Here is a 21904-nt window from a genome sequence, read left to right as displayed (position 1 = left end):
GCAGAGGTAACCCCATCATCACCCTGTCCCTCTCCTTGAAGGAGAGGGGACGTACAGGCAGCCTACCCGCAGTGGGAGCGCCATTCCTGGCGCGAATTACTCTTGCCGATCGCGCCTGAGTGTCGCGCCCACAGGATGAGCCCCCCTACGCCGGCGCTGCCGAAACGGTTTCGCCGGCGGTGATTGACTCGGCATCCACGACCGGTTTGCGTTTCTTCTTTTTCTCCACCATCGCCCCTTCGCTCATGGTGTCGATCTCGAAGGCGCCTACCTTGACCGTCCCGCCGGTGAGCTTGAGCGCCACCGGGAGCCGCGCCAGATCGGCCACCCCGCCGTCCAAGGCTCCGGACTCGGGATCCCCCAGCAAGGCGGCGAGGGAGAGCCGGTAGGAGGAGGTGGCAAAGTCTACGGCGGGGATCGCCTGCTCCAGCGGGAGCGGTTCCATGACCCCGGCCAGCTCGTCGAGAAAGTTGTGCAGCCGGGAGAGGTCTTCGGCGGTCATCGGTATCGCTTCCGCCGAGGGAGCCTCCTGCGGCGGCGGGAGCGTCGCCGTTTCGGCCTCCACGCGCAGCCGGTCGACCAGTTCGTACTCGGCCACGTCGAGCGCCACGTCCCCCAACAGGCAGCCGAGCTGCGCGGGAAACGATACCGCGTCGCCGAGCAGGCCGCAGAGCTGGTTCGTGTTGAGCAGGCGCAGCCAGGCATGGATGTCGGAGGTGGAAAGGCCGCTTTGCCCCAGGTGCACCTTCTGCCGCTCCAGCTGGTTCAGGGTGCGTTGGAAGATCGAGCTCATCCGCAGCATCCGGCTTTGCACCTGGCCGATGCGCTGGGCCACCCGGTGGGTCACCTCGTCCAGTTCGGGGTCGGCAGCGATCACCTTCATGATCTGGGTCCCCTTCTCCACCCACATCAGAACGGAACCGAGTTTCTTCTCGGCGCGCCGAATCCTGACCTCGCTCCCGGAAAGGACGGCGCGGTTGAACTCGTCCTCCAACTCGTTGAGCCGGGAGAGGAGGTGCTGCAGATCCTCGTGGGCGACCTTCCCCAGGGATTGGCTGGCGGCGACCTGGGAGGTGATGTAGCCGATCTCCCCCCCTTCCTCTTCCGAGAAGCGGAGCAGGACCGACAGGGAGGAAAGCGCCATCCGGCCGTAGGGACCGATCTGGTAGAGGGCCGATTCGGCGTTGTAGACCAAAAGGTCGGTATCGCGCAGGCGATGGAGCACCGTCTGCAGCTTGGTCTCTTCCAGGTAGGCGAAATGGGAGCGGAGTTCCTGCGGGCTCCAAAGCGGCTGCTCGCCGCGCTGGCCGATCTCGCGCAGCACCAGGAGCCGTACCAGGACGTCCTCGTCGGTGCCGCGGAACAGGGCGGTGAAGGCGTTCAGGGCATCGCGTGCCCGCAAAAGCGGGAAAAGCGCGGGGAGGTCGTCGGGCTCGACGCCGGGGCGCAGGTATTCCACAGGTAACATCGGGACCTTTCCAAAAGGGGATGATGCAGGTAACGCGGGGGAGGCCGCCGCCGGCGCTGCCGGGGGCGATCCGGAAAGTGGCGTATAGTAGCGCAAATCGGAGCACAAATAAAGGGACAACGTAGGGGAGTGAAATTACGATGGGAGCGCTTTGCCGGCAGCTTTTTCACCACCGGTGGCGCCGGGAGTGGAGTTTCCTGACGAGCAGGCGACCGGAAGGCCCAACCCTGTGGGAGCGCCATTCCTGACGCGGATAGAAGCGGCCTTACCGCCTCCGGCGGATCGCGCCAGGAATGGCGCTCCCACAGAATATATTCATCCCTTCAAAGGTGCGAGCGAACCGGCGGGAAAGAGGACAAGTTAATGGTTCTTGTGATTGTATTTAATGCGGGCCTATCTCAATGAGTGAGACAACAACTTGTACTTAATCACCACCGCCCCGCACTTTGTTGACATCCCTCCGTCAGATTATCTATGCTTAATCCAAGGAGTGTTGCCTTACTCCAGTACTGCAACGGGGAGGATGCATCATGGCACAAATGAAAGACAAGGATTACGACATCATCAGTGTGCTGTACAACGCCTCACAGGCGGTGGAAACCTGTAACCGGTACGTACAGGATGCCGAACGAGAAGGAGACCGCGAAGCCAAGTCCTTCTTCCAGGAAGCCCAAAAGCAAAACGAAGGGCTGATCGAACGCGGGAGAGAACTCCTCAAAACCCGGCTCTAAACCCAGAGGATAAGCTCGGAAAAGGCCCGCCGATGACGGAGGGGGACCGGCACCACAGGTGGCCGGTCCTCTTCCCTTTCGACGGGCCTTTTTACCTGACACGGGCACCGGCGGACCGATCCCCCACCAACCCTGCTACGCCCTTTCCCGGCGGGAATGTGGCTTTGAGAAAGGCTTTCCCCAGTGCTTCCCCCCCCTACCGGCAAAACCTTTAGCTCCCATGTAAATTTCCGGCGCGATGGTAAAATAGCTCCTTCATTGGCCGGTGCCATTCTCATTAGTCCGTTTCCGTAGCCCGAGGCACCGAAGGATCACCGCATGTGGATCGTCCGCCTTGCCCTGAGACGCCCCTATACCGTCGCCGTGATGGCCCTGCTCATTCTGGTGCTGGGAGCCCTTTCCTTAAGCCGGATGCTGGTGGACATCTTCCCGGTCATCGACATCCCGGTGGTCGCCGTCGCCTGGAACTATCCCGGCCTCTCTCCCGAGGACATGGAACGGCGGGTGGTCCTGATCAGCGAGCGCGCCTACTCCACCACGGTGAACGGGATCGCGCGGATCGAATCCCAGTCGATCCCCGGGGTCGGGCTCTTGAAGATCTACTTTCAGCCCGGGACCGAGATCGGCGCCGCCATCTCCCAGATCGCCTCGGTATCGAACACCCTCCTCAGGATCGCTCCGCCCGGGATGCAGCCTCCCGTCATCGTGCAGTTCAATGCCTCCAACGTCCCGGTCGCCCAGCTCACCGCGAGCAGCACCACGCTCCCCGAAGAGCAGATCTTCGACTACGGGCTCAACTTCATCCGGGTCCGGCTTTTCACCATCCCCGGGCTTTCCACCCCCGCCCCGTTCGGCGGCAAGACGCGCCAGATCATGATCGACATCGACCCGGCCACCCTGGCCGGACGCGGGCTTTCCCCGGCCGACGTGGTGAACGCGCTGCAGAACTCCAACGTCATCATCCCGGCCGGGACCGCGCGGATCGGGGAGTTGGAATACAACGTCACCCTCAACGCGAGCCCGCGGCTGATCGACCAGTTCAACGCGATCCCGCTGCGGGTGACCGGCAACCAGGTGGTCTACCTGGGGGACGTGGCCAAGGTGTCGGACAGCTACGCCGAGCAGACCAACATCGTCCGGGTGAACGGGCGCCGCGCCACCTATCTCGCCATCTTGAAACACGCCGACGCCTCGACCCTTGCCGTGGTGGACGCCACCCGGGCGGCGCTCCCGGTCATCAAACAGACCGCCCCGCACGGGCTGGAGCTCAAGATCGACTTCGACCAGTCGGTCTTCGTCCGGGGCGCCATCACCGGGGTGGTGCGCGAGGCGCTCCTCGCCTCGATCCTGGTCTCGCTCATGATCCTGGTCTTTTTGGGGAGCTGGCGCAGCATGATCGTGGTCTCGGCCTCGATACCGCTGGCCATCTTCAGCGCCATCATCGCCATGAACCTCGCCGGCCAGGGAATCAACATCATGACCCTGGGGGGGCTCGCGCTGGCCATCGGGATGCTGGTCGACGACGCAACCGTCGAGGTGGAGAACATCCACCGGAACTTCGACATGGACAAACCGACCACGCGCGCGGTGCTCGACTCGGCCCAGCAGATCGCCGTTCCCGCGATCGTGGCGACCCTTTCCATCTGCGTGGTCTTCTTCCCGGTGGTTTTGCTGGTCGGCCCGGCCAAGTACCTCTTCACCCCACTCGCCTTCGCCGTGGTCGCCGCCATGCTCGCTTCCTACCTGCTGTCCCGGACCCTGGTCCCGGTCCTGGCACGGATGATCCTCGCCGGGGAGCACGAGCAAAAGGACCGGCCGGAGCAGGACTCGCGGCTGCGCCGGACCATCCACCGGATGAACGAGAAACGGGAGCGGGGTTTCGAGCGGCTGCGCGAGGGTTACGGATCGCTTTTGAAGTCGGTCCTTGCCATGCGCCCGTTCCTGCTGATCGTCACCACCCTGGTGATCCTGGTCAGCGCCGGGCTCGTCTTCGTGGTCGGGACCGACTTCTTCCCGAGCGTCGATGCCGGCATCATGAAACTCCAGATCCGCGCTCCCTCGGGGACCCGGATCGAGGAGACCGAGAAAATCGTAGAGCTCGTCGAGGAGCGGATCCGCAGCATCATTCCGCCCGACGAGTTGGAAACGGTCAACGACATGATCGGGATCCCCACCTTCTACAACTTAGCCTTCGTCCAGACCGAAAACATCGGGGGAATGGACGCCGAGATCCGCATCTCGCTGAAGCCGGGACACCGCCCCTCCGCTTACTACCGCAACCGGCTGCGCACCGTCCTCCCCCAGGAATTTTCCGGCTGCCGTTTCTATTTCCAGCCCGCCGACATCGTGACCCAGGTGCTCAACTTCGGGGTCGCCGCGCCGCTCGACGTGCAGATCGAGGGCACAGACCTCGTCAAGTCCTACCAGTACGCCCTCAAGATGCGCGACGCGATGCGCGCCATCCCCGGCGCCGCCGACATCCACATCAACCAGGTGCTCGATTACCCGACCCTGCAGGTCGACGTGGACCGGGCCCGCGCCGCCCGCTTCGGGATGACCGAGCGGGACGTGGCGCAAAGCGCCCTGATCTCGCTTTCCAGCAGCGCCCTCATCGCTCCGTCGTTCTTCCTGAACCCGATGAACAACGTCAACTACACGGTGGCGGTCCAGATCCCGAGGAAATATCTGGGGAGCCTGGAACAGCTCCTCAACCTCCCGGTCACCCCCGGCTCCGCAGTGCTTCTGGAGGCGGCGCAGCAGGCAAACCTTTCCTCGCCGCCGGGCGCGCCGACCCAGGCCCTCGCCAACGTCGCCATGGTTACCCATCGGCTGAGCGCGGAGAACATCACCCACTACACGGTGCAGCGGGTGCTCGACGTCGAGGGGAGCGTGGAGGGGCGCGACCTCGGCTCGGTGGCCCGCGGCATCAACAAGGCGATCGCCTCGCTCGGCAAGCTCCCCGCCGGGATGAAGATCACCCTGCGCGGCCAGAACGAGGTGATGACCGAGTCCTTCAAGAGCCTGGGGCTCGGCCTCATCCTCGCCATCCTTTTGGTCTACTTCCTGATGGTGGTGCTCTACCAGTCCTGGATCGACCCGTTCATCATCATGATGGCGGTACCGGGGGCCCTGGTGGGGATCCTCTGGATGCTCGCCGTCACCGGCACCACCATCAACGTGGAGTCGCTCATGGGATCGATCATGGCGGTCGGGATCGCCACCTCCAACTCGATCCTTTTGGTGAACTTCGCCAATGACCTGCGGGTGGAAAAGGGTCTCTCCCCGGTGGATGCGGCCTATGAGGCGGGGATGACGCGGCTGCGCCCGGTGCTGATGACCGCGCTCGCGATGATCATCGGCATGACGCCGATGGCGCTTGCCTTGGGGGAGGCCGGGGAGCAGAACGCGCCGCTCGGGCGGGCGGTGATCGGCGGGCTCCTGGTGGCGACAGTGATGACCCTTTTCGTGGTGCCGGTGATCTACTCCCTGTTGCGGACCAAGGAGCCGGTCAAGCACCTTTTGGACGAACGTCTCCAGCAGGAGCTGGGGGAGGAACAGCATGACTGAAAGAAGCGCCGGGCAAAAACGGACCGTCCGGCTGATCGGAATCGGCATTCTGGTCGTCTGCGTGATCGCGGTCGTGGTCCTGGTCGTCGTGCGGCACCGGGGGACGGCGCGCGAGGCGCGGGCCCGGCAGCAGGCGGCGCAGCGGGGACCGATGGTCCCGGTGGCGATCGTGAAACCGGGGCCGCAGCAGCGGACCCTGGTGGTGAGCGCGGAAACGGTCCCCTACGCCTCGATCACCCTCTATGCCAAGGTGAGCGGGTATCTGCGGGAGATCCGGGTGGACAAGGGAGACCGGGTACTGAAAGACGATCTCCTGGCGGTGATCTACTCGCCCGAGCTGGAAAACCAGTACCGCGCCGCGCTGGTGGATGCCGAGAACAAGCGCCGCTTCGCCGAACGGGAGCGGCAACTTTTAAAGGACGGGATCATCTCGCGCCAGGAGGCGGAAAACGCCTCCACCGACGCCCGCTCTGCCGAACAGACCGCGCTGGCCTTGAAACGGCAGCGCGACTACCTCGTGCTGCGCGCCCCCTTCGATGGTACCGTGACCGCACGGTACGCCGATCCGGGAGCCCTGCTCCAAAGTGCCGCCACCGGCCAGAGCGGCGCGCTCGCCATCGTCACCCTCTCCAACCTCGACCGGCTGCGGGTCTACGCCTACCTCGACCAGAAGAGCGCTTCCCAGGTAAAGCTCGGGGACCGCTGCGTGGTCACCGACGCGACCCGTCCCGATCGCAAGTACCCCGCCACGGTAAGCCGGATCAGCGGACAGCTCGACCCGAGGACGCGGACCATGCTGGTGGAATTCGATTTCCCCAACACCCCGCAGCGGGTGATCGCCGGCTCGTACGTGCAGGTCACCCTGGACCTCGCCCAGCCCCCCTACCTTCAGATCCCGGCCTCGGCGCTGTTCGTGATCAAGGAGAAATCCTCGGTCGCCGTGGTCGGAGCGGACAACCGGATCGCGTTTCGGCCGGTGACGGTGGCAGACAGCGACGGGAAACTGGTCAGCCTGAGCGAGGGAGTAGCCCAGGGAGAGCGGGTGGTGCTGAACCCCGGAACCGGGATGACCGAAGGGATCCTGGTGCAGCCGACGCTGGCTGGGGAAACGGGAGCCGCGGCCACCGGTGCGGCGGCCAGCCGGCCGCGGGCGCGGTGATTATTTCGGAAAATCGCGTGGTGCCATTGAAAAAGCCAAACCGCCAGCTTATATTGCACCCCGACGGCGAGATCAGCATCCGGAAGGGAGCACCAGCAGACGATGACAGGTATCAGAAGACGCAATCCGGAATCCCGCCGTTACGGCATAACCTTGGTTACTGAGGAGCACCCGGAGATCCCGCCTCCCGCCGAGCCCCGACCTCCGGCGGAGCCGGTCGACGCGGGGCCGGAAGACGCCCCGGTGCCGGAGACGGAATACTGGTTCCCCATCGACCCGTTCCAGATCGACGGCGTTGCCTCCGGGCGGCTTTCCGAGCGCCAGGCGCGCCTGTGGGCGCTGGTCCTGGAATCGCGCTATTACAAAAGCCAGGTGATCCCGGGGCAGTGGGGATGGCAGGTGCTGGTCCCGGCGCCGGACCTGGATGCGGCCCAAAAGGAGCTGCGCCAGTTCGTCGAGGAAAATCGTTTCTGGCCCCCTCCCCCTCCCGTCGAAAAGCCGATGCTCAACAACACCCTGGCTGCAGTCTGCGTCCTCTTCCTTCTCGCCACCTTCCACAACATCACCCAACTCGACCTCTCCGTCCCGGGCGGCGCCAGCATCGACTGGGTCGACATCGGCAACGCCCACGCCTCGCTCATCCTGCGCGGCGAGTGGTGGCGCCTGGTCACCGCACTCACCCTGCACGCCGACTGGCTGCATCTGCTCAGCAACCTCGCCTTCGGCGGGATCTTCGTGATCTATCTCTGCCGGGAGCTCGGCGGCGGCTTGGCCTGGAGCCTGCTGATCGCCTCCGGGGCGCTCGGAAACCTCGCCAATGCCTACGTCCAGCTCCCCAGCCACAGCTCGGTGGGCTCCTCGACCGCCGTCTTCGGCGCGGTCGGGATCCTCGGAGCGATGAACCTGATCCGCTACCGACACCACCTGCAGCGGCGCTGGCCCATGCCGATTGCGGCGGCACTGTCGCTGCTCGCGTTGATGGGAACGGAAGGGAAGAACACCGACCTGGGCGCCCACCTTTTCGGCTTTGCCGCCGGGGCGGGACTCGGGCTGGTGACCGAATTCGTGGTGGCACGCTACGGGCGGCCGGGGCGGATCACCAACGCCCTGCTCTCCTTGGCAAGCGGCGCGGTGGTCGTCCTGAGCTGGTGGCTGGCGGTACATTCAATGGACAATTGACAACCGGCCACTGAAACGGGAGCCGCCCAACCGCAGCAACGTTGCCGTCTCGTGTGCCGGGACCCGACCCAGTGGGAGCGCCTTTCCAGGCGCGATGGTCCGCAAAGTTTGTCACCGCCTCCGGCGGATCGCGCCCGGAAGGGCGCTCCCACAGGGGGGAAGCCGGCACCATCCCTTCTCAAAGCCAACCCTGTAGGATGGGGATGCTTGTTAGGGAATCGGCCGCAGCCATCCTCCTGCTTTGAAACGGCTTACCCTTATGAAAACAAAGAAGCGGAGCCCGCAATGGACTCCGCTTCTCGTTGTTCCGGCTATCGGCGTTGCTGACGGTTGCTACCGTTCGCCCCGCCCGTGTTCGCCGTGTTCACCTCGCCCGTGTTCGCCGCCATCGCCGCGGTGCTCGCCGCGATCGCCCGGGCCGCCGCGCCATTCACCGCCCCGGCCGGGACGCCCCTCGCGATGCTCGCTCCGCTCTTTTTTCCACTGCCCGTACGGGATGTGCCGCTCGCGATAGTAGACGCGTTGGTAGTCCCGCGGGACCCGGAAAATCGGCGCGGGGACGTAACGACGGGACACCCCCCGCCACGGTCCGTTGTAGGCGGGAGAGCGGTACCAGCGATCGCCACGCGGGGACCACCAGTAGCCACCGTAATAGAAGACGTCGAACGAGACACCGGGGACGAAGTAAACCTGACTCCCCGGCACCAGGACGACCTCAGGGGGGGCAGCGACGGCGATCGGAGGTGGACCGAGATTGATGTTGAGGTTCACTTCGGCCGCTGCCGGAGCAACCGAAGCGGTAACCAAAAGAGCCGAAAGCAGGAAGGCGGCTCCGGATGCCGTGTGCATTTTCACTCGCATAGCCTATCCTCCAGTCTCATCAAGATTTTCAGCAGGATTTTACGACCTAGCCCAGTATAGCATGGTCGGGGAAGAGACCGTTGGGTAAGAAGCACCTAGACAAACGGCAGCGTTTTGTCGGTGCGGTAGGCAAGCGCCTGGCATAAGGCGATGGTCTCCCCCCGGTCGTCAGTGACCCGGATGTCGTAACTGGCGGTCCGCTTGGTACCGGTCAGCTCCCGAGCCTCGGCGCGCAGCCGTGCTCCCGGCTCCGGCGTGGCGACATAATTCACGCTGACGTTCAGCGCCACGGTCACCCGGCCGATGGTCTGGCAGACGGTCTCGAAGGCTTCGTCGATCAGCCCGAAGATAGCCCCGCCGTGGGCCCGGGCGAACAGATTGTTCATCCGTTCCGGCACGTAGGTCATCTCCACCGCGGAAAAGCCGTCCTGAAGGTCCACCAGCTCGATCCCGAGCGCCTGGGCGAACGGCTCCTGCCTCACTTCCCGAAAAATCGCCTCTCTGATCTTCTCGTCCATCCCATCCTCCTTCAAGGTATTGCTCATTACAAAAGCGGAAGCGCATACTATAGGGGTTAAACGTCGGTAATAAAAGCGGAAAAATAGGGAAAGGCCTCCTTTCTCGTCCCGCATCCGCTTAGGTGAGGTGATGATTCCATGACCTGGAAAAAAGGCGTTTCCGTCGACCGGGACCGGGAGCCGGAACAAATCCTGTGTGAATGCTGCGAAGCCGCCATGGCGCCCGAGGAGGTGAACCTCTCCCCGGACGGCGTCCGCATGTGTGACGACTGTCGCCATGAAGCGGAAACCCTGGCCGAAATCACCAAGGCTTTCGATGCCATTGCCCCAGAAGCGATCGGCACCGGGCGGGATGCCAACGGCGACCCGGATGGCAGCGACGACTGGAACCATCATTCGGCGAAGGCAGCGCGGGCACTAACCAAGCGCCTGGGACTGGTATGGGAATTTACCACGTGGGCTGAGACGAGACGGCTGCTGGAAGAACTGGTCACGGAAGGGAGCATCCCCTGTGCCCATGCTTAACGGGAATCACGGTGGGTGCGCAGTCAGGCGGAGTGCTCTTGACCAAGAAGGGGATCCGGCGGAAGGGGCATTGCCGGCAAGTACCTTCTCTGTGGGAGCGCCATTCCTGGCGCGATCCGCCGGAGGCGGCGAAAACGGCCGTGGCTGATCGCGCCAGGAGTGGCTCCCCCAAAAGGTATCTTGCTATTTCTTCTTCATCAGCCCCAGTTTGGAGACGACGTTGAAGAGGCCATCTTTGGATACCGGCTTCACGAGGTAGGCGGCAGACTGGGCATGGCAGAACGATTCCATGGCGTCGTTGGCGGAATTGAGGGCGGTGAGCATGACGATGTTCACCTTCTTCTCCGGCTTGAACTCCTTCTCGAAGGCGCGGATCGCCTTGGCCGCCTCGTGCCCGCTCTGTCCGGGCATCATGATGTCCAGTAGCACCAGGTCGTACGGCTTGCCCCCCTCGAGTCCCTCCTGGAACATGGCAACGGCTTCCTCGCCGGTGGTAGCCTGATCACATTCCCCCACTTCCTGCAGCAGGGTGGCTACGAATTCCCGGCAAAAAACCTCATCGTCTACGATCAGACATCTCATTTTTCTATCCTCCCTCGCAAGTTACGCGTTGTTTCCTCACGGGCGTTGGGGGCTGCAGCCTGCAAAGCGGCATCCGGTTTCGTTGACTGCTTGATACATCGTGGCCCCGCCGCCTCAGACGACGGCGCGGTAATGGAGGATCGCCGGAGCCGGCTCCCGGTCACGCAGTTCGTTGCGCAGCTGCTCGAACTCGTCGACGTGTTCCAGGAAGATGGCCAGAAGCCGCGGGTCGATGAAGGTCCCGTCGCGGTCCTTCATCATGCTCAGCGTCTTTTCCAGCGAAAATTCGGTCTTGTAGGGGCGTTCCGACCGGAGGGCGTCGAAGATGTCCACCGTCATGACGATCCGCCCGAAGATGTGGATCTGTTCCCCCTTCAACCCGAGGGGATACCCGGTCCCGTCCCACTTCTCGTGGTGCTGCATGGCGATGATCCGGCCGGCGGCAATGACGGGATAGGTGCCGTCCTCGGCGGAGAGGATCTTCCCGCCGATCACCGTGTGCAGCTTCATGATCTCGAACTCCGCCGGCTCGAGCGGCCCCGGCTTGAGCAGGATCCGGTCCGGGACACCGATCTTCCCCACGTCGTGCAGCGGCGAGGCGTAGCGCAACGTCTCGCACGCCTTTTCCGAAAGCCCCGCCAGCCGCCCCAAGAGGTTGGCAAAGTCGCTGATGCGCCGGATGTGCATGCCGGTCTCGAAGTCCCGGTATTCCGCCGCCTTGCCCAGGCGCAGGGAAATCTCGAACTCGGTCCGCCGCGAGGCGGCCAACGCCTTGCGCAGCTGGGCGGTCTTTTTCACCACCTCTTCCTCCAAGGCGGCGCTCATTCCCCGGGTGAGGTCGTAGAGCTTCTTGGTGCGCAGGTGGTTTTGGACCCGGAGCTTCAATTCCTCGGGGTTGTACGGCTTGGCGAGGAAGTCGTTCGCCCCCAGGGAGAGGGAACGGAGGACCTCCTTGGGATCCAGGGTGATCACGATGATGGGAATGTTGGCGAAGCGCTCGTCCCCTTTGACCAGTTCGAGAAACTGGAAACCGTTCATCACCGGCATCTCGAGATCGAGGAGGATGGCATCGGTATCGGGATGTTCCAGGAGCAGGTCGTACGCCTCCTGCCCGTTCAACGCGGTCAGGAAGATGTCGACCGAGCCGGCGAGCATCACTCTCATGAGCTCGAGGTCCATCTGGACGTCATCAACAGCCATGAGCTTGATCGAGCCGTTCATCACCCCTCCGGTACCTCATGGGCGACCATGCCCCGGAAACGTCCGAAGGCCTCTTCGAGCTGGGCCAGAAGCGACGGGGTCTCGGCGAGGTCGCCTCCCTTGGCCCGATATTCCATGTCGCGGGCCAGATCGCGGATCTGGCTGGCGGAGATGTTGGCGGCGCTTCCGGCGATGGTGTGGGCCCGGAAATGAATCGCCGTCGGGTCCATCTCCCGGACCGCCCGTTCCAGTTCCGGCAGCATCTCGTCGATGCTTTCAATGAACATGCGCAGAAACTTCGCCAAGAGGTCTTCGGCACCGTCCAGCCGCTCCAGCAGGTCGTCGCGGTCGAAGACCTCGACGTCGCTCGGCGGGAGGGCCTTTTCCGGCTCGGGGTGGTGCTGCGCCACAGGGCTCGGCTCCTTCCCTCCGGCAACCTTCCGCACCACGGCGACCAGGTCCTTCTCCTGGACCGGTTTGCTGAGGTAGCTGTCCATCCCCGCCTGGCGGCAGATGTCGCCGTCCTCCTTCATGGCATTGGCGGTCATGGCGCAGATGTGGACCCGCCCGCCGCGCTGCCGCTCCGCCTCCCGGATCCGGCGCGAAGCCTCCAGACCGTCCATTTCCGGCATCTGTACGTCCATGAAGACCAGGTCGTAGCTGCCGGCGGCCCACTTTTCCACCGCCTCCCGCCCGTTGCCGGCGCAGTCGATCAGATGGGAGCCGGTTTTGGAGAGGAACTTCTCCGTGATGAGCTGGTTGAGCGGCACGTCGTCGGCAACGAGGATGCGCAACGGGCGCAGTTCTCCGACCAGTTCCCCTTCCTCTTCGGCGGTCGTCTCCGGGGCCGCGGCGATCGGCAGCGTGATGGTGAAGTGGAAGGTGCTCCCCACCCCTTCGCGGCTCTCCACGGCAAGCTCTCCCCCCATCAGCTCCACGAGGTTCTTGCTGATGGAAAGCCCCAGCCCGGTCCCGCCGTAGAGCCGGGTGGTCGAGCTGTCCGCCTGGGAGAACTTCTCGAAGATCTTGGATATGGCATGCTCGGGGATGCCGATCCCGGTGTCGATCACGGAAAAGGTCAGGGCAGCCCGGCCGGCCTCGATCCCTTCCAACTGGCAGGAAACGGTGATCGACCCGTGGGAGGTGAACTTGAGTGCGTTGCCCACCAGGTTGGTCAGGATCTGCCCCAGCCGGACCTGGTCCCCGGTGACGTGGGGCGGGACCCGGTCGTCCAGGGCGAGCTGCACGGCAAGCCCCTTCTCCCGCCCGCGCAGTTCGAAAGGACGCATCGACTTCACCAGGAAGTCCCGCAGCGGGAAGTCGGTCGACTCCAGCGCGACCTTTCCCGCCTCGATCTTGGAGAGATCCAGGATCTCGTTGATGATGCAGAGGAGGTTTTCCGCCGAGACGTTGAGCGACTCCAGGTACCCCTTCTGTTCCTGGTTGAGCCGGGTATCCATGAGGATGCGCGCCAGGCCGAGGACCCCGTTGAGCGGGGTGCGGATCTCGTGGCTCATGTTGGCCAAAAAGACGCTCTTGGCCCGCGTCGCCTCTTCGGCGCGCACCAGGGCCGCTTCCAACTCGCGGGTGCGCTGCTGGACCCGGTTTTCCAGGTTCTGCATGTGCTCCTTGAGCATCTCGGTCAGCTCCGCGTTCTCGACGGCGTACGCGGTGTAGATCAGGATGGTGCTCAAGGCGTTGAGAGAGGAGACCTCGGTCTGCAGGTGGCCGGTCCCGAGGATCCCCGCATACATGCCGCGAATCCGGGAGTTGGTCGCCAGGACATGCAAGAGCAGGGTGTCCTCGCCGGAGAGGGTCGGGACGATGACCGGGTGGTTCTGGTTCAGCGCCCAGGCGAAGGTGCCGTCCTCGATCTTGGCGTTGATCTCGTTTTGGAGCCACCCCCCCATGGAGAACGGCTCGCAGACGGTGAGGACGAATTCGGAGCTCGGGGAGACGGTGTACATCGCCTGTCCGGAGAAGGGAAAGAGCCGCTGCAGCTGCTCGAACATCGCCTTCAGGACGAAGGAGGGGTCCTTGTCGCGGTAGACGTCGGACTGCAGTTCGCTGCACGCCGTGACGACGTCGAGAGTCCTCAGGTAGTTGAGGTTGGACTCCTCGAGGAAGTTCACCCGCTCCTGCAGCAGCGCGATCCTGCTCTCTTCGGTACGGTTAGTCGTCACCGTCGGTATCCTCGAACAGCAGCCGGACGGTGTCTTCGAAGCAGCCGTCGATCTGCTTGACCAGGGGGGCAATGTGGTAGTTGGAGAGGTGCAGCCGCTCCCATACGGCGTTGTCCAGGGTCGGCACCCGCACCTCGCCGCTGTTCCCCAGCTCCAGGGCATGGGCGACCACGTCGGCGAAATGGAGGATGGAGGTCTCGCGCGGGTACTGCCCGCCGCGCGGCGGATCGTGGTGGTACTGCACCGGCTCGGTCACCCGGGCCGGGATCTTCCAGCGCCGCAACAGGATGCCGCCGACCTCGGCATGGTCGTAACCGAAGCGCTGGCGCTCCTTCTGGTAGAGCAGCGGCCCTCCGCAACGGGCCTCCTCGATCAGTTCGCGGCACTCGTCGGGAAGCCTCAGGTACATAACCAGCCGGCCGACGTCGTGCAGGATGCCGGCGACGAAGAAGCGCTCCAGGTTGGATTCGCGCTGGCCGGTGGCGAGGAGGCGGGCCGCCAGGCCGGTGGCCAGGCTGTGGCGCCAGAACTGGTTCATGTCCACCAGGTCCTTCGGGATCCCCTTGAAGGCGTCCATGACGCAGAGCGCCAGCGCCAGATCGCGCACCTGCAGCACGCCGATGATGGTTACCGCCTGGGTGATGGTCTCGATCTTGGAGAAGTAGCCGAAAAGCGGGCTGTTGGCGAGCTTCAGGATCCGGGCCGTGAGCCCCTGGTCGTCCGAGATGATCGAGGCCAGATCGGCGATGGAGCTGCGCGGGTGGTCGATCGCCTCGCAGAGCCGGGAATAGAAAAGGGGGAGGGAATGGATCGTCGAGACGTCCTGGACCAGCTCCTCCACGCTAGGGGTCTGATCATGCCGCACGAGCGATTCTCCTGTGGATACAGACGCGCATCAGTTCCTTGATCGCCGGGTGGTTGGGGTCGTTGTGGGCGAAAAGCTCCTCGACCACGGCCCGCTCCCGCGCGTGGAGTTCCGGATCGGGCGGGATCTCGTCCTGCTCGGCATCGCTGGCGATTTCCTCGCCGACGATCTCGACCTCGACCACACCCCACATCCGGAAAATGTGCAGGTGCCGGTCGTTCAGCGCCTCTCCGGCGGGGAGCAGCATCCTGCCGCTGCGGTCGCAGACCTGCTGTTGCAGCACCATGCCGGCGGCCAAGTCATCGATATGGACACGTGCCACACACCACTCCTTTCCAACGCCCGTCGTGTCTCCCGAATTGGGTCGCTGTCTGATTCCTATCGTCACATGAGACAGATTCTTTAGATCATTTATGAATTTGTTGACCACCCCGCACCGGAGCCGGGGTTGCGAGCGGCGGTGACGGCCGCAAACGCAAAAAAGCCGCACCCACGAAGGGTGCGGCCGTCTTTACTGACCTTTTTTGTAGGAGCGACATCCTGGTCGCGATCGACTCTCTCCACCCGGAGGAAGTCCCTGCCTACCAGGTGGGAGCGCCTTTCCAGGCGCGATTACCAACCGCCGTTGTCACCGCCTTCGGCGGATCGCGACAAAAATGTCGCTCCTACCGTAAAGGCTCCCTTTGTTTGCGGGAGGGGGAACCTCATCGCGCCAGTCTGGCCGCGATCTCGGCAACATGGCGCCCCTGGAAGCGCGCCGCCGCCAGTTCGTTCTCCGAAGGGGCCCGCTCCCCCTTCCCCCCCGCGATGGTCGAGGCGCCGTAGGGGGAGCCCCCGGTGATCTCGTCGATGCGCATCTGGCCGGCGAAACTGTAGGGAAGGCCGGCAATGAGCATCCCCTGGTGTAAAAGCGTGGTATGGAAGCTCAGGATGGTGGACTCCTGGCCGCCGTGCTGGGTGGCGGAGCTGGCAAAGACGCTGCCGACCTTACCGATCAGCGCCCCCTGGGCCCAAAGCTGGCCGGTGGCATCGAGAAACTGGCGCATCTGTCCGCACATGTTGCCGAAACGGGTCGGAGTCCCGAAGATGATGGCGTCGGCCTCGGGGAGCTGGTCCACCTTGATGATCGGGACGTGGGCCATCGCCTTTTGGGCCTCCACCGCCCCCATCAGCCCGAGCACCTCAGCGGTGAGCGTTTCCGGTACCCGGAACAGGCTCACCTCGGCGCCGGCGACCTCCCGCGCCCCATCGGCGACCGCCTGGGCCATGGCATGGATGTGACCGTACATCGAGTAATACACAACGTAGACTTTCATGCTGCAAACCCTCCTTATGATGTACTGATACCGCCTTCAACAAGAGGGGGACTGGCACCTTCGGAGCCAGTCCCCTCTCCCCTTCGCGCGATGATCCGATCCCCCTCCGGTGTAAAACTACAGCAGCAGCCGGGCGGGATGTTCCAGGATCGTCTTCAGTTCGGCCAGAAACTGCGCCACGTACACCCCGTCCAGGATCCGGTGGTCCGCCGACAGGGTCGCCTCCATCAGCCGCACCGCCTCGTAACCGCCACCTGGCTTCGCCACCACCCGCTCCACGACGGCGCCGATCGCCAAGACGGCCGCCTGCGGCGGGTAGATGAGGGCGTTGAACCGGGTCACCCCGAACATGCCGAGGTTGGAGACGGTAAAGGTCCCGCCAGTCAGTTCCCCCTCGCTCAGCTGCCCGGCCCGGGCCCGCTCCACGAGCCGCTTGGATTCACGGGCGATCTCGGCGAGGGAGCGCCCGTGACAGTTTTTGATTACCGGGATCAGGAGCGCGTCGGGCAGCCCGACGATGATGCCGATGTTGATTTCCCGGTTCATCCGGAGCGAATTGCCGGCAAAGGAGCCGTTGGCCAGCGGGAATTTCTCCAGGGTCAGCGCGGCCGCCTTCACGATCACGTCGTTGGTCGACACCTCGGTCCCCGCCCCCTTGAGGTCCTCGCGCAGCGCCCGGACCGGGTCCATGTCGATCTCGACCGTGGCCGAAAACTGGGGGATGTGCCACGACTCGGTCACGGTCCGGGCGATCGCGGCCCGGAAGCGGTTCAACTGCTGCTCTTCCGGGCGGCCCGCTCCCCCGTCCTCGCGCGGAGCCGGTTGGGGCGGGGGCGGCGCCCCTTCCGCCGGGGCGGCAGCGGTGCCGGCAGCCGTCTCCTCCAGGTCCTGGAGCAGGATGCGCCCTTCTGGCCCGCTCCCCTTAACCGTGGCAAGGTCGATCCCCAGTTCCCGCGCCCGACGGCGCACCACCGGGGCGGCCCGCTCCTCGTGGCGCGCCGGGACCGCGGCAGGTCCCGACGGCGGGGCCGCGGCGGGCTTTGGTTGCTGGGGCGGTGCCGGTGCGGCACCCTCCTCCTGTGCTTTGCCCGCCGTCTCCGGTGCAAAAGGCGCCTGGGTCGCCTCGGGGGCCGGAATCCCTTCCGGTGCCGACGCGGTGCGGATCGGCTCCACGGCCGGTTTTTCCGCCGGCTTCACCGACGGGGCCGGCTGCGCCGGGGAGGACGCCTGCTGCGCGGGCCGCGCCTCCGGGGCCGCCGGGGCGGCCGCTTCAGCTTTAGCCGGCTCAGCTTTGGCCGGCTCCGGTTGGGCAGCTTCCGGTTGGGCACCCTCCGCTTTCGGGGGCTCCGCTTTGGCCTCCCCCTGCGGCGGGGCGCTCCCCTGCGGTTTTTCCCCGGCGGCGCCGATGACACCGATCACCGTGCCGACCGCCGCCACCTCGCCCGGCTGGATCCGTGTCTCCAGCAAGACCCCGTTGGCAAAGGCCTCCAGTTCCATGTTTGCCTTGTCCGTCTCCACCTCGGCGATGACATCCCCGCGCCGAACCGTCTCGCCGACCGCCTTCCGCCAGGCGACGAGCCTCCCTTCGGTCATCGTGTCGGAGAGTTTGGGCATTACGATTTCTTTCATAGCGGCACCTGCCTCCTGGATAGCAATGTTAGTAAGATGCGGCCATGACCTCGCGGACCGCTTCGACGATCCCGGCCACGCTCGGAATGCACAGCTTCTCCAGCTTGCGCGAGTACGGCATCGGGACGTCCAGCCCGGACACCCTTTTCACCGGCGCCAGCAAGCGGTCGAAGCAGTTCTCGAAGATGCGGCACGCGATGTCCGCCCCAAGCCCTGCCGTGCGCCAGCACTCCTCCACCACCACCGCCCGCCCGGTCCGCGCCGCCGATTTCAGAAAGGTAGCCTCGTCCAGCGGGTTCAGGGTGCGCAGGTCGATCACCTCGCAGGAGATCCCCTCCTTTTCCAGCTCCGCTGCCGCCATGAGCGACAGGACCGCCATCCTGCCGTAACCGACGATGGTTACGTCGGTCCCCTCGCGCATCACGTTGCAGACGCCGAACGGAACCAGGAACTCCGGGTCCTCGGGGACCTCCCCTTTGCTGTTGTAGAGGATCTCGTGCTCGATGAAGACCACCGGGTTGTCGTCGCGGATCGCGGTTTTCAAAAGCCCCTTCGCGTCGGCCGGGGTGGCCGGGTAGGCGATCCGCATGCCGGGACAGTGCATGAAATAGGTCTCCAGGCTCTGGGAGTGCTGCGCCGCGAGCTGGCTCCCACCGCCGCTCGGCATCCGGACCACCATGGGGAGAAACACCTGCCCGCCGAACATGTAACGGACCTTCGCCATGTGGTTTATGAGCTGGTCCATGGCCAAAAGGGCGAAGTTGATGGTCATCAGCTCCGCCACCGGCCGCATTCCCCCCATGGCCGCGCCGATGGCGACCCCGGCGATGGTATTTTCGGAGATCGGGGAATCGCGCACCCGGTCCTCCCCGAACTCGGCCAAAAGCCCGCGGGTCACCTTGAAGGATCCCTCGTAGAGCGCGACGTCCTCGCCGAAGGTGATCACCCTCGGGTCGCGCCGCATCTCCTCCTTGAGCGCCAGGTTGAGCGCATCGCGATAGGTCATCTCAGACATAGATGTCCTCCCAAACCGCACTGTCCTCGGGCCACGGGGACTCCTCGGCAAAGCGCACCGCTTCCTCCACCCGCGCGGTGCAGCGCGCGTCGATCTCGTCCAGGGCCGCCTGGTCGGTGATCCCCTCGTCGATGAGCCTTTTGGCGAAGTTGGGGATCGGGTCGCGGCTGCGCCAGATCTCCTGTTCGGCGGAGCTGCGGTAGGTGGCCGGGTCCGCCATGGAATGGCCGCGGAACCGGTAGGTGACCGCCTCGATGAAGTACGGCCGCTGCCGCTCCCGGATCCAGGCGGCGGCGCGTTTGACCGCCTCGTAGACGGCAATGACGTCCATCCCGTCGACCTTCTCGCTGGGGATGTCGTAGCCGCAGGTCCGGCGGTGCAGGGCCGGCAGCGCGGAGGCGCGCTGCACCACCGTGCCGATGCCGTAGAAGTTGTTCTCGCAGATGTAGAGGACCGGCAGGTCCCAGACCCGCGACCAGTTGAGCGCCTCGTGGAAGTTCCCCTGGTTCATCGACCCGTCGCCGAAAAAGCAGGTGACGATCCGCTCCTCCTGCTTGAGCTTCGCGGCGAAGGCAAGCCCGACCGCGATGGGAAACTGACCGGCCACGATGGCGTACCCCCCCATGAAGTTCAGCTTGGGGTCAAAGAGGTGCATGGAGCCCCCCTTCCCTTTGCAGATCCCGGTCGCCTTGCCGAAGAGTTCGGCCATGACCCGGTTCGGGTCGGCGCCCCGCACGATGGCCTGGGCATGGTCGCGGTAGGCGGAGAGGATGTAGTCCTCCTTCTGGAGCCCCGCGGTGGTGCCCACCGCGACCGCCTCCTGCCCGCTGTAGAGATGCAGAAAGCCGGTGATGTGCCCTTTGGTGTACTGCTCGGCGCAGCTCTCCTCGAACTCCCGGCTCAAGACCATCTGTTCGTAGAACCCGAGGAGTTCCGCGTCCGAGAGAAGTTCCCTCAGTTTACTTTCCACGGCGTTCCCCCTTTTTGACCACGTTCAGCAGCCCCCCGGAGACCAGTTCCTGGCGCTCGCGCTCGGAGGCTTTGAGCTCGGTCAGGAAAACCCGGTCGCCGACCTTGACCGGGATCTCGGTCGCCCCGCCCGCGATGAGGCCGCGCACCCCTTCCAGGCGGAGCCGGTCCCCCTGGTTGAGCCGGTCGTAGTCGGCGGGGTCCTTGAAGGTGAGCGGCAGGATGCCGAAGTTGATCAGGTTGGAGCGGTGGATGCGGGCAAACCCCTTGGCGATCTTGGCCCGGATTCCCAAAAACCGCGGCGCCAGGGCGGCGTGCTCGCGCGAGGAGCCCTGCCCGTAGTTCTCCCCGCCGACCACCGCACCGCTTCCTTTCTGCTGCGCCCGGTCCGGGAATTCGGGGTCGATCCGCTCGAAGACGAAGCGGCTGATCGCCGGGATGTTGGACCGAAACGGCAGGACCTTGTTCCCGGCGGGCATGATGTCGTCGGTGGAGATGTTGTCCCCCACCTTGAGGATCACCTCCACCTCAAGGTCGTCGGGAAGCTCGTCGAACTCGGGGAACGGGACGATGTTCGGCCCGGTGACGATCTCGACCTTTGAGCCGTCTTCCGGCGGGAAGATGATGCCGGAGTCGTCCACCACGTAGCGGTCCGGGTTCTGCACCGCCGGCCAGGGGAGGAGTTCGCCCAGTTTCCTCGGATCGGTGATCACCCCGAAGAGCCCTGCGGCCGCTGCGGTCTCCGGTGAGCAGAGGTAGACCTTGTCCTCCTTGGTGCCGCTGCGTCCGGGGAAGTTGCGCGGGAAGGTGCGCAGCGAGACCTGGTTCGTCCCCGGGGCCTGCCCCATCCCGATGCAGCCCAGGCACCCCGGCTGGTGGACCTGGGCGCCGGCCAAAAGCAGGCTCATGAACCCGCCGGCGTTGGTGACGTTCTCCAGCACCTGACGGCTCCCCGGGTTGATGTGGAAGTAGAGGTGCGGCGCGATGCGGCGCCCGTCCAGGATCCGGCAGACGGTCATCAGGTCGCGGAAGGAGGAGTTGACCGAGCTCCCGACGATCACCTGGTCCACCTTCACCCCTTCGATGTCGGCCACCCGCACCACGTTGTCCGGCGCGGAGGGACAGGCGATGAGCGGCTCCACCTGGCTCAGGTCGATCTCGTCGTGCTCGTCGTAGGTGGCATCGGGATCGGGGGCGAGCTCCTGCCAGGCATCCCCTCTCCCCTGGGCCTCCAGGAATTCCTTGGTGCGCCGGTCGCTGGGGAAGATGCTCGTGGTGGCGCCCAGCTCCGCCCCCATGTTGCCGATGGTAGCGCGGTCGGTGGCGGAAAGGGTTTCCACCCCGGGCCCGTAGTATTCGATGATCCTGCCGACGCCCCCCTTCACGGTGTGGCGCCGGAGCATCTCCAGGATGACGTCCTTGCCGGAAACCCAGGGCTGGAGCGATCCGGTGAGCTTGATCCCCCAGATCTTGGGACAGGTGAGGTGGAACGGGTGCCCCGCCATGGCGAGAGCGACGTCGAGCCCGCCGGCGCCGATGGCGAGCATCCCCATCCCGGCTGCGGTCGGGGTGTGCGAGTCGGCCCCGAGCATGGTCTTGCCGGGAATGCCGAAGCGTTCCAGGTGCACCTGATGTGAGACGCCGTTTCCCGGCTTGGAAAGGATGACGCCGAATTTCTGGGCGGCCGAGGCGAGGAAGGTGTGGTCGTCGGCGTTGCGGTTGTCGGTCTGCAGCAGATTATGGTCTACGTACTGGGCGGCTACCTCCACCTGCACCTTCGGGACCCCCATGGCGATGAACTCAAGCATCGCCATGGTGCCGGTCGCGTCTTGCAGCAGGGTGTGGTCGATCCGGATCCCGATCTCCTTGCCCGGGACCAGTTCGCCCTCCACCAGGTGGGCCTCCAGTATCTTCGTTGCGAGGTTCTTTCCCATGTTCTTCTTCCCTCCCGATCCCGCCGGACCGGTGCTCGGCTGCTCCGGTTGTCAGCTTAAAAAACACCAATGTCGCCGCGGGTTTAGCTCCTCCACACCGTCTCCCGATGCGGGGATGGCAGAAAGTATGACATTGGGAAAACCCTTTGCAACCAACGGCACGGCAAAGAGGCGTGAGACAGTGAAATGGCAACGACACGGCT

Annotated in this window: 18 protein-coding genes; 5 read left to right on the top strand and 13 right to left on the bottom strand. The window is 64.8% G+C overall.

Annotated features, from left to right (window positions below; all coding sequences use genetic code 11):
• Positions 1-145: 145 nt before the first annotated feature.
• Complete coding sequence (locus JFN93_RS09800; protein WP_199383892.1) at positions 146-1468, bottom strand: hypothetical protein; 1323 nt, start codon at positions 1466-1468, stop codon at positions 146-148.
• A gap of 530 nt (positions 1469-1998) precedes the next feature.
• Between JFN93_RS09800 and JFN93_RS09795 the strand changes: the two genes are divergently transcribed.
• The 4 genes from JFN93_RS09795 to JFN93_RS09780 all read left to right on the top strand — a co-directional run bounded on the left by JFN93_RS09795 (position 1999) and on the right by JFN93_RS09780 (position 8104).
• Complete coding sequence (locus tag JFN93_RS09795) at positions 1999-2199, top strand: hypothetical protein (protein WP_215907729.1); 201 nt, start codon at positions 1999-2001, stop codon at positions 2197-2199.
• 318 nt (positions 2200-2517) lie between these two features.
• Positions 2518-5766, top strand: a complete 3249-nt coding sequence (locus JFN93_RS09790; protein WP_199383891.1) for an efflux RND transporter permease subunit — start codon at positions 2518-2520, stop codon at positions 5764-5766.
• Entirely contained in the window at positions 5759-6925 is a 1167-nt protein-coding gene (locus JFN93_RS09785; protein WP_199383890.1) for an efflux RND transporter periplasmic adaptor subunit, read from the top strand. Before JFN93_RS09790 ends, JFN93_RS09785 begins: the two co-directional genes overlap by 8 nt.
• 102 nt (positions 6926-7027) lie before the next feature.
• Positions 7028-8104, top strand: a complete 1077-nt coding sequence (locus JFN93_RS09780; protein WP_199383889.1) for a rhomboid family intramembrane serine protease — start codon at positions 7028-7030, stop codon at positions 8102-8104.
• A 333-nt stretch (positions 8105-8437) separates the two neighbouring features.
• Here JFN93_RS09780 and JFN93_RS09775 read toward each other — a convergent pair whose 3' ends face one another.
• Both JFN93_RS09775 and JFN93_RS09770 read right to left on the bottom strand, forming a co-directional pair.
• A complete protein-coding gene (locus JFN93_RS09775; RefSeq protein WP_236021620.1) occupies positions 8438-8965 on the bottom strand; it encodes a hypothetical protein in 528 nt (175 codons plus the stop codon).
• 95 nt (positions 8966-9060) lie between these two features.
• Positions 9061-9483 (bottom strand): PaaI family thioesterase, encoded by a 423-nt coding sequence (locus tag JFN93_RS09770; protein WP_199383888.1) that lies wholly within the window; start codon positions 9481-9483, stop codon positions 9061-9063.
• Between the two features lie 138 nt (positions 9484-9621).
• Between JFN93_RS09770 and JFN93_RS09765 the strand changes: the two genes are divergently transcribed.
• The gene (locus JFN93_RS09765) at positions 9622-10008 is read left to right on the top strand and encodes a hypothetical protein (protein ID WP_199383887.1); all 387 of its coding nucleotides are present in this window, start codon (positions 9622-9624) and stop codon (positions 10006-10008) included.
• A gap of 183 nt (positions 10009-10191) precedes the next feature.
• Here the strand turns inward: JFN93_RS09765 and JFN93_RS09760 are convergent, their stop codons facing one another.
• The 10 genes from JFN93_RS09760 to JFN93_RS09715 all read right to left on the bottom strand — a co-directional run bounded on the left by JFN93_RS09760 (position 10192) and on the right by JFN93_RS09715 (position 21701).
• Positions 10192-10590, bottom strand: coding sequence for a response regulator (locus JFN93_RS09760; protein ID WP_199383886.1), 399 nt, complete (start codon positions 10588-10590; stop codon positions 10192-10194).
• 114 nt (positions 10591-10704) lie between these two features.
• Positions 10705-11811, bottom strand: a complete 1107-nt coding sequence (locus JFN93_RS09755; protein ID WP_199383885.1) for an HD domain-containing phosphohydrolase — start codon at positions 11809-11811, stop codon at positions 10705-10707.
• Positions 11811-13973, bottom strand: coding sequence for an ATP-binding protein (locus JFN93_RS09750; RefSeq protein ID WP_199383884.1), 2163 nt, complete (start codon positions 13971-13973; stop codon positions 11811-11813). Before JFN93_RS09750 ends, JFN93_RS09755 begins: the two co-directional genes overlap by 1 nt.
• The gene (locus tag JFN93_RS09745) at positions 13963-14838 is read right to left on the bottom strand and encodes an HDOD domain-containing protein (protein ID WP_199383883.1); all 876 of its coding nucleotides are present in this window, start codon (positions 14836-14838) and stop codon (positions 13963-13965) included. Before JFN93_RS09745 ends, JFN93_RS09750 begins: the two co-directional genes overlap by 11 nt.
• The gene (locus tag JFN93_RS09740) at positions 14828-15160 is read right to left on the bottom strand and encodes a hypothetical protein (protein WP_199383882.1); all 333 of its coding nucleotides are present in this window, start codon (positions 15158-15160) and stop codon (positions 14828-14830) included. The genes JFN93_RS09745 and JFN93_RS09740 overlap by 11 nt, the downstream gene beginning before the upstream one ends.
• A gap of 382 nt (positions 15161-15542) precedes the next feature.
• Positions 15543-16154 (bottom strand): NAD(P)H:quinone oxidoreductase, encoded by a 612-nt coding sequence (gene wrbA / locus JFN93_RS09735; protein WP_199383881.1) that lies wholly within the window; start codon positions 16152-16154, stop codon positions 15543-15545.
• A 117-nt stretch (positions 16155-16271) separates the two neighbouring features.
• On the bottom strand, positions 16272-17783 hold the full coding sequence (locus JFN93_RS09730; protein ID WP_199383880.1) for a dihydrolipoamide acetyltransferase family protein: 1512 nt from the start codon (positions 17781-17783) through the stop codon (positions 16272-16274).
• Positions 17784-17811: 28 nt separating this feature from the next.
• Positions 17812-18798, bottom strand: coding sequence for an alpha-ketoacid dehydrogenase subunit beta (locus JFN93_RS09725; RefSeq protein WP_199383879.1), 987 nt, complete (start codon positions 18796-18798; stop codon positions 17812-17814).
• Positions 18791-19768 (bottom strand): pyruvate dehydrogenase (acetyl-transferring) E1 component subunit alpha, encoded by a 978-nt coding sequence (gene pdhA / locus JFN93_RS09720; RefSeq protein WP_199383878.1) that lies wholly within the window; start codon positions 19766-19768, stop codon positions 18791-18793. Before pdhA ends, JFN93_RS09725 begins: the two co-directional genes overlap by 8 nt.
• On the bottom strand, positions 19758-21701 hold the full coding sequence (locus JFN93_RS09715) for an aconitate hydratase (RefSeq protein ID WP_199383877.1): 1944 nt from the start codon (positions 21699-21701) through the stop codon (positions 19758-19760). Before JFN93_RS09715 ends, pdhA begins: the two co-directional genes overlap by 11 nt.
• Positions 21702-21904 lie beyond the last annotated feature (203 nt).

This window comes from Geomesophilobacter sediminis (assembly GCF_016458275.1).
Lineage (GTDB): Bacteria > Desulfobacterota > Desulfuromonadia > Geobacterales > Geobacteraceae > Geomesophilobacter > Geomesophilobacter sediminis.
Note: the sequence above shows the minus strand (reverse complement) of the source record. Positions and strands in the feature narration are given on the sequence as shown.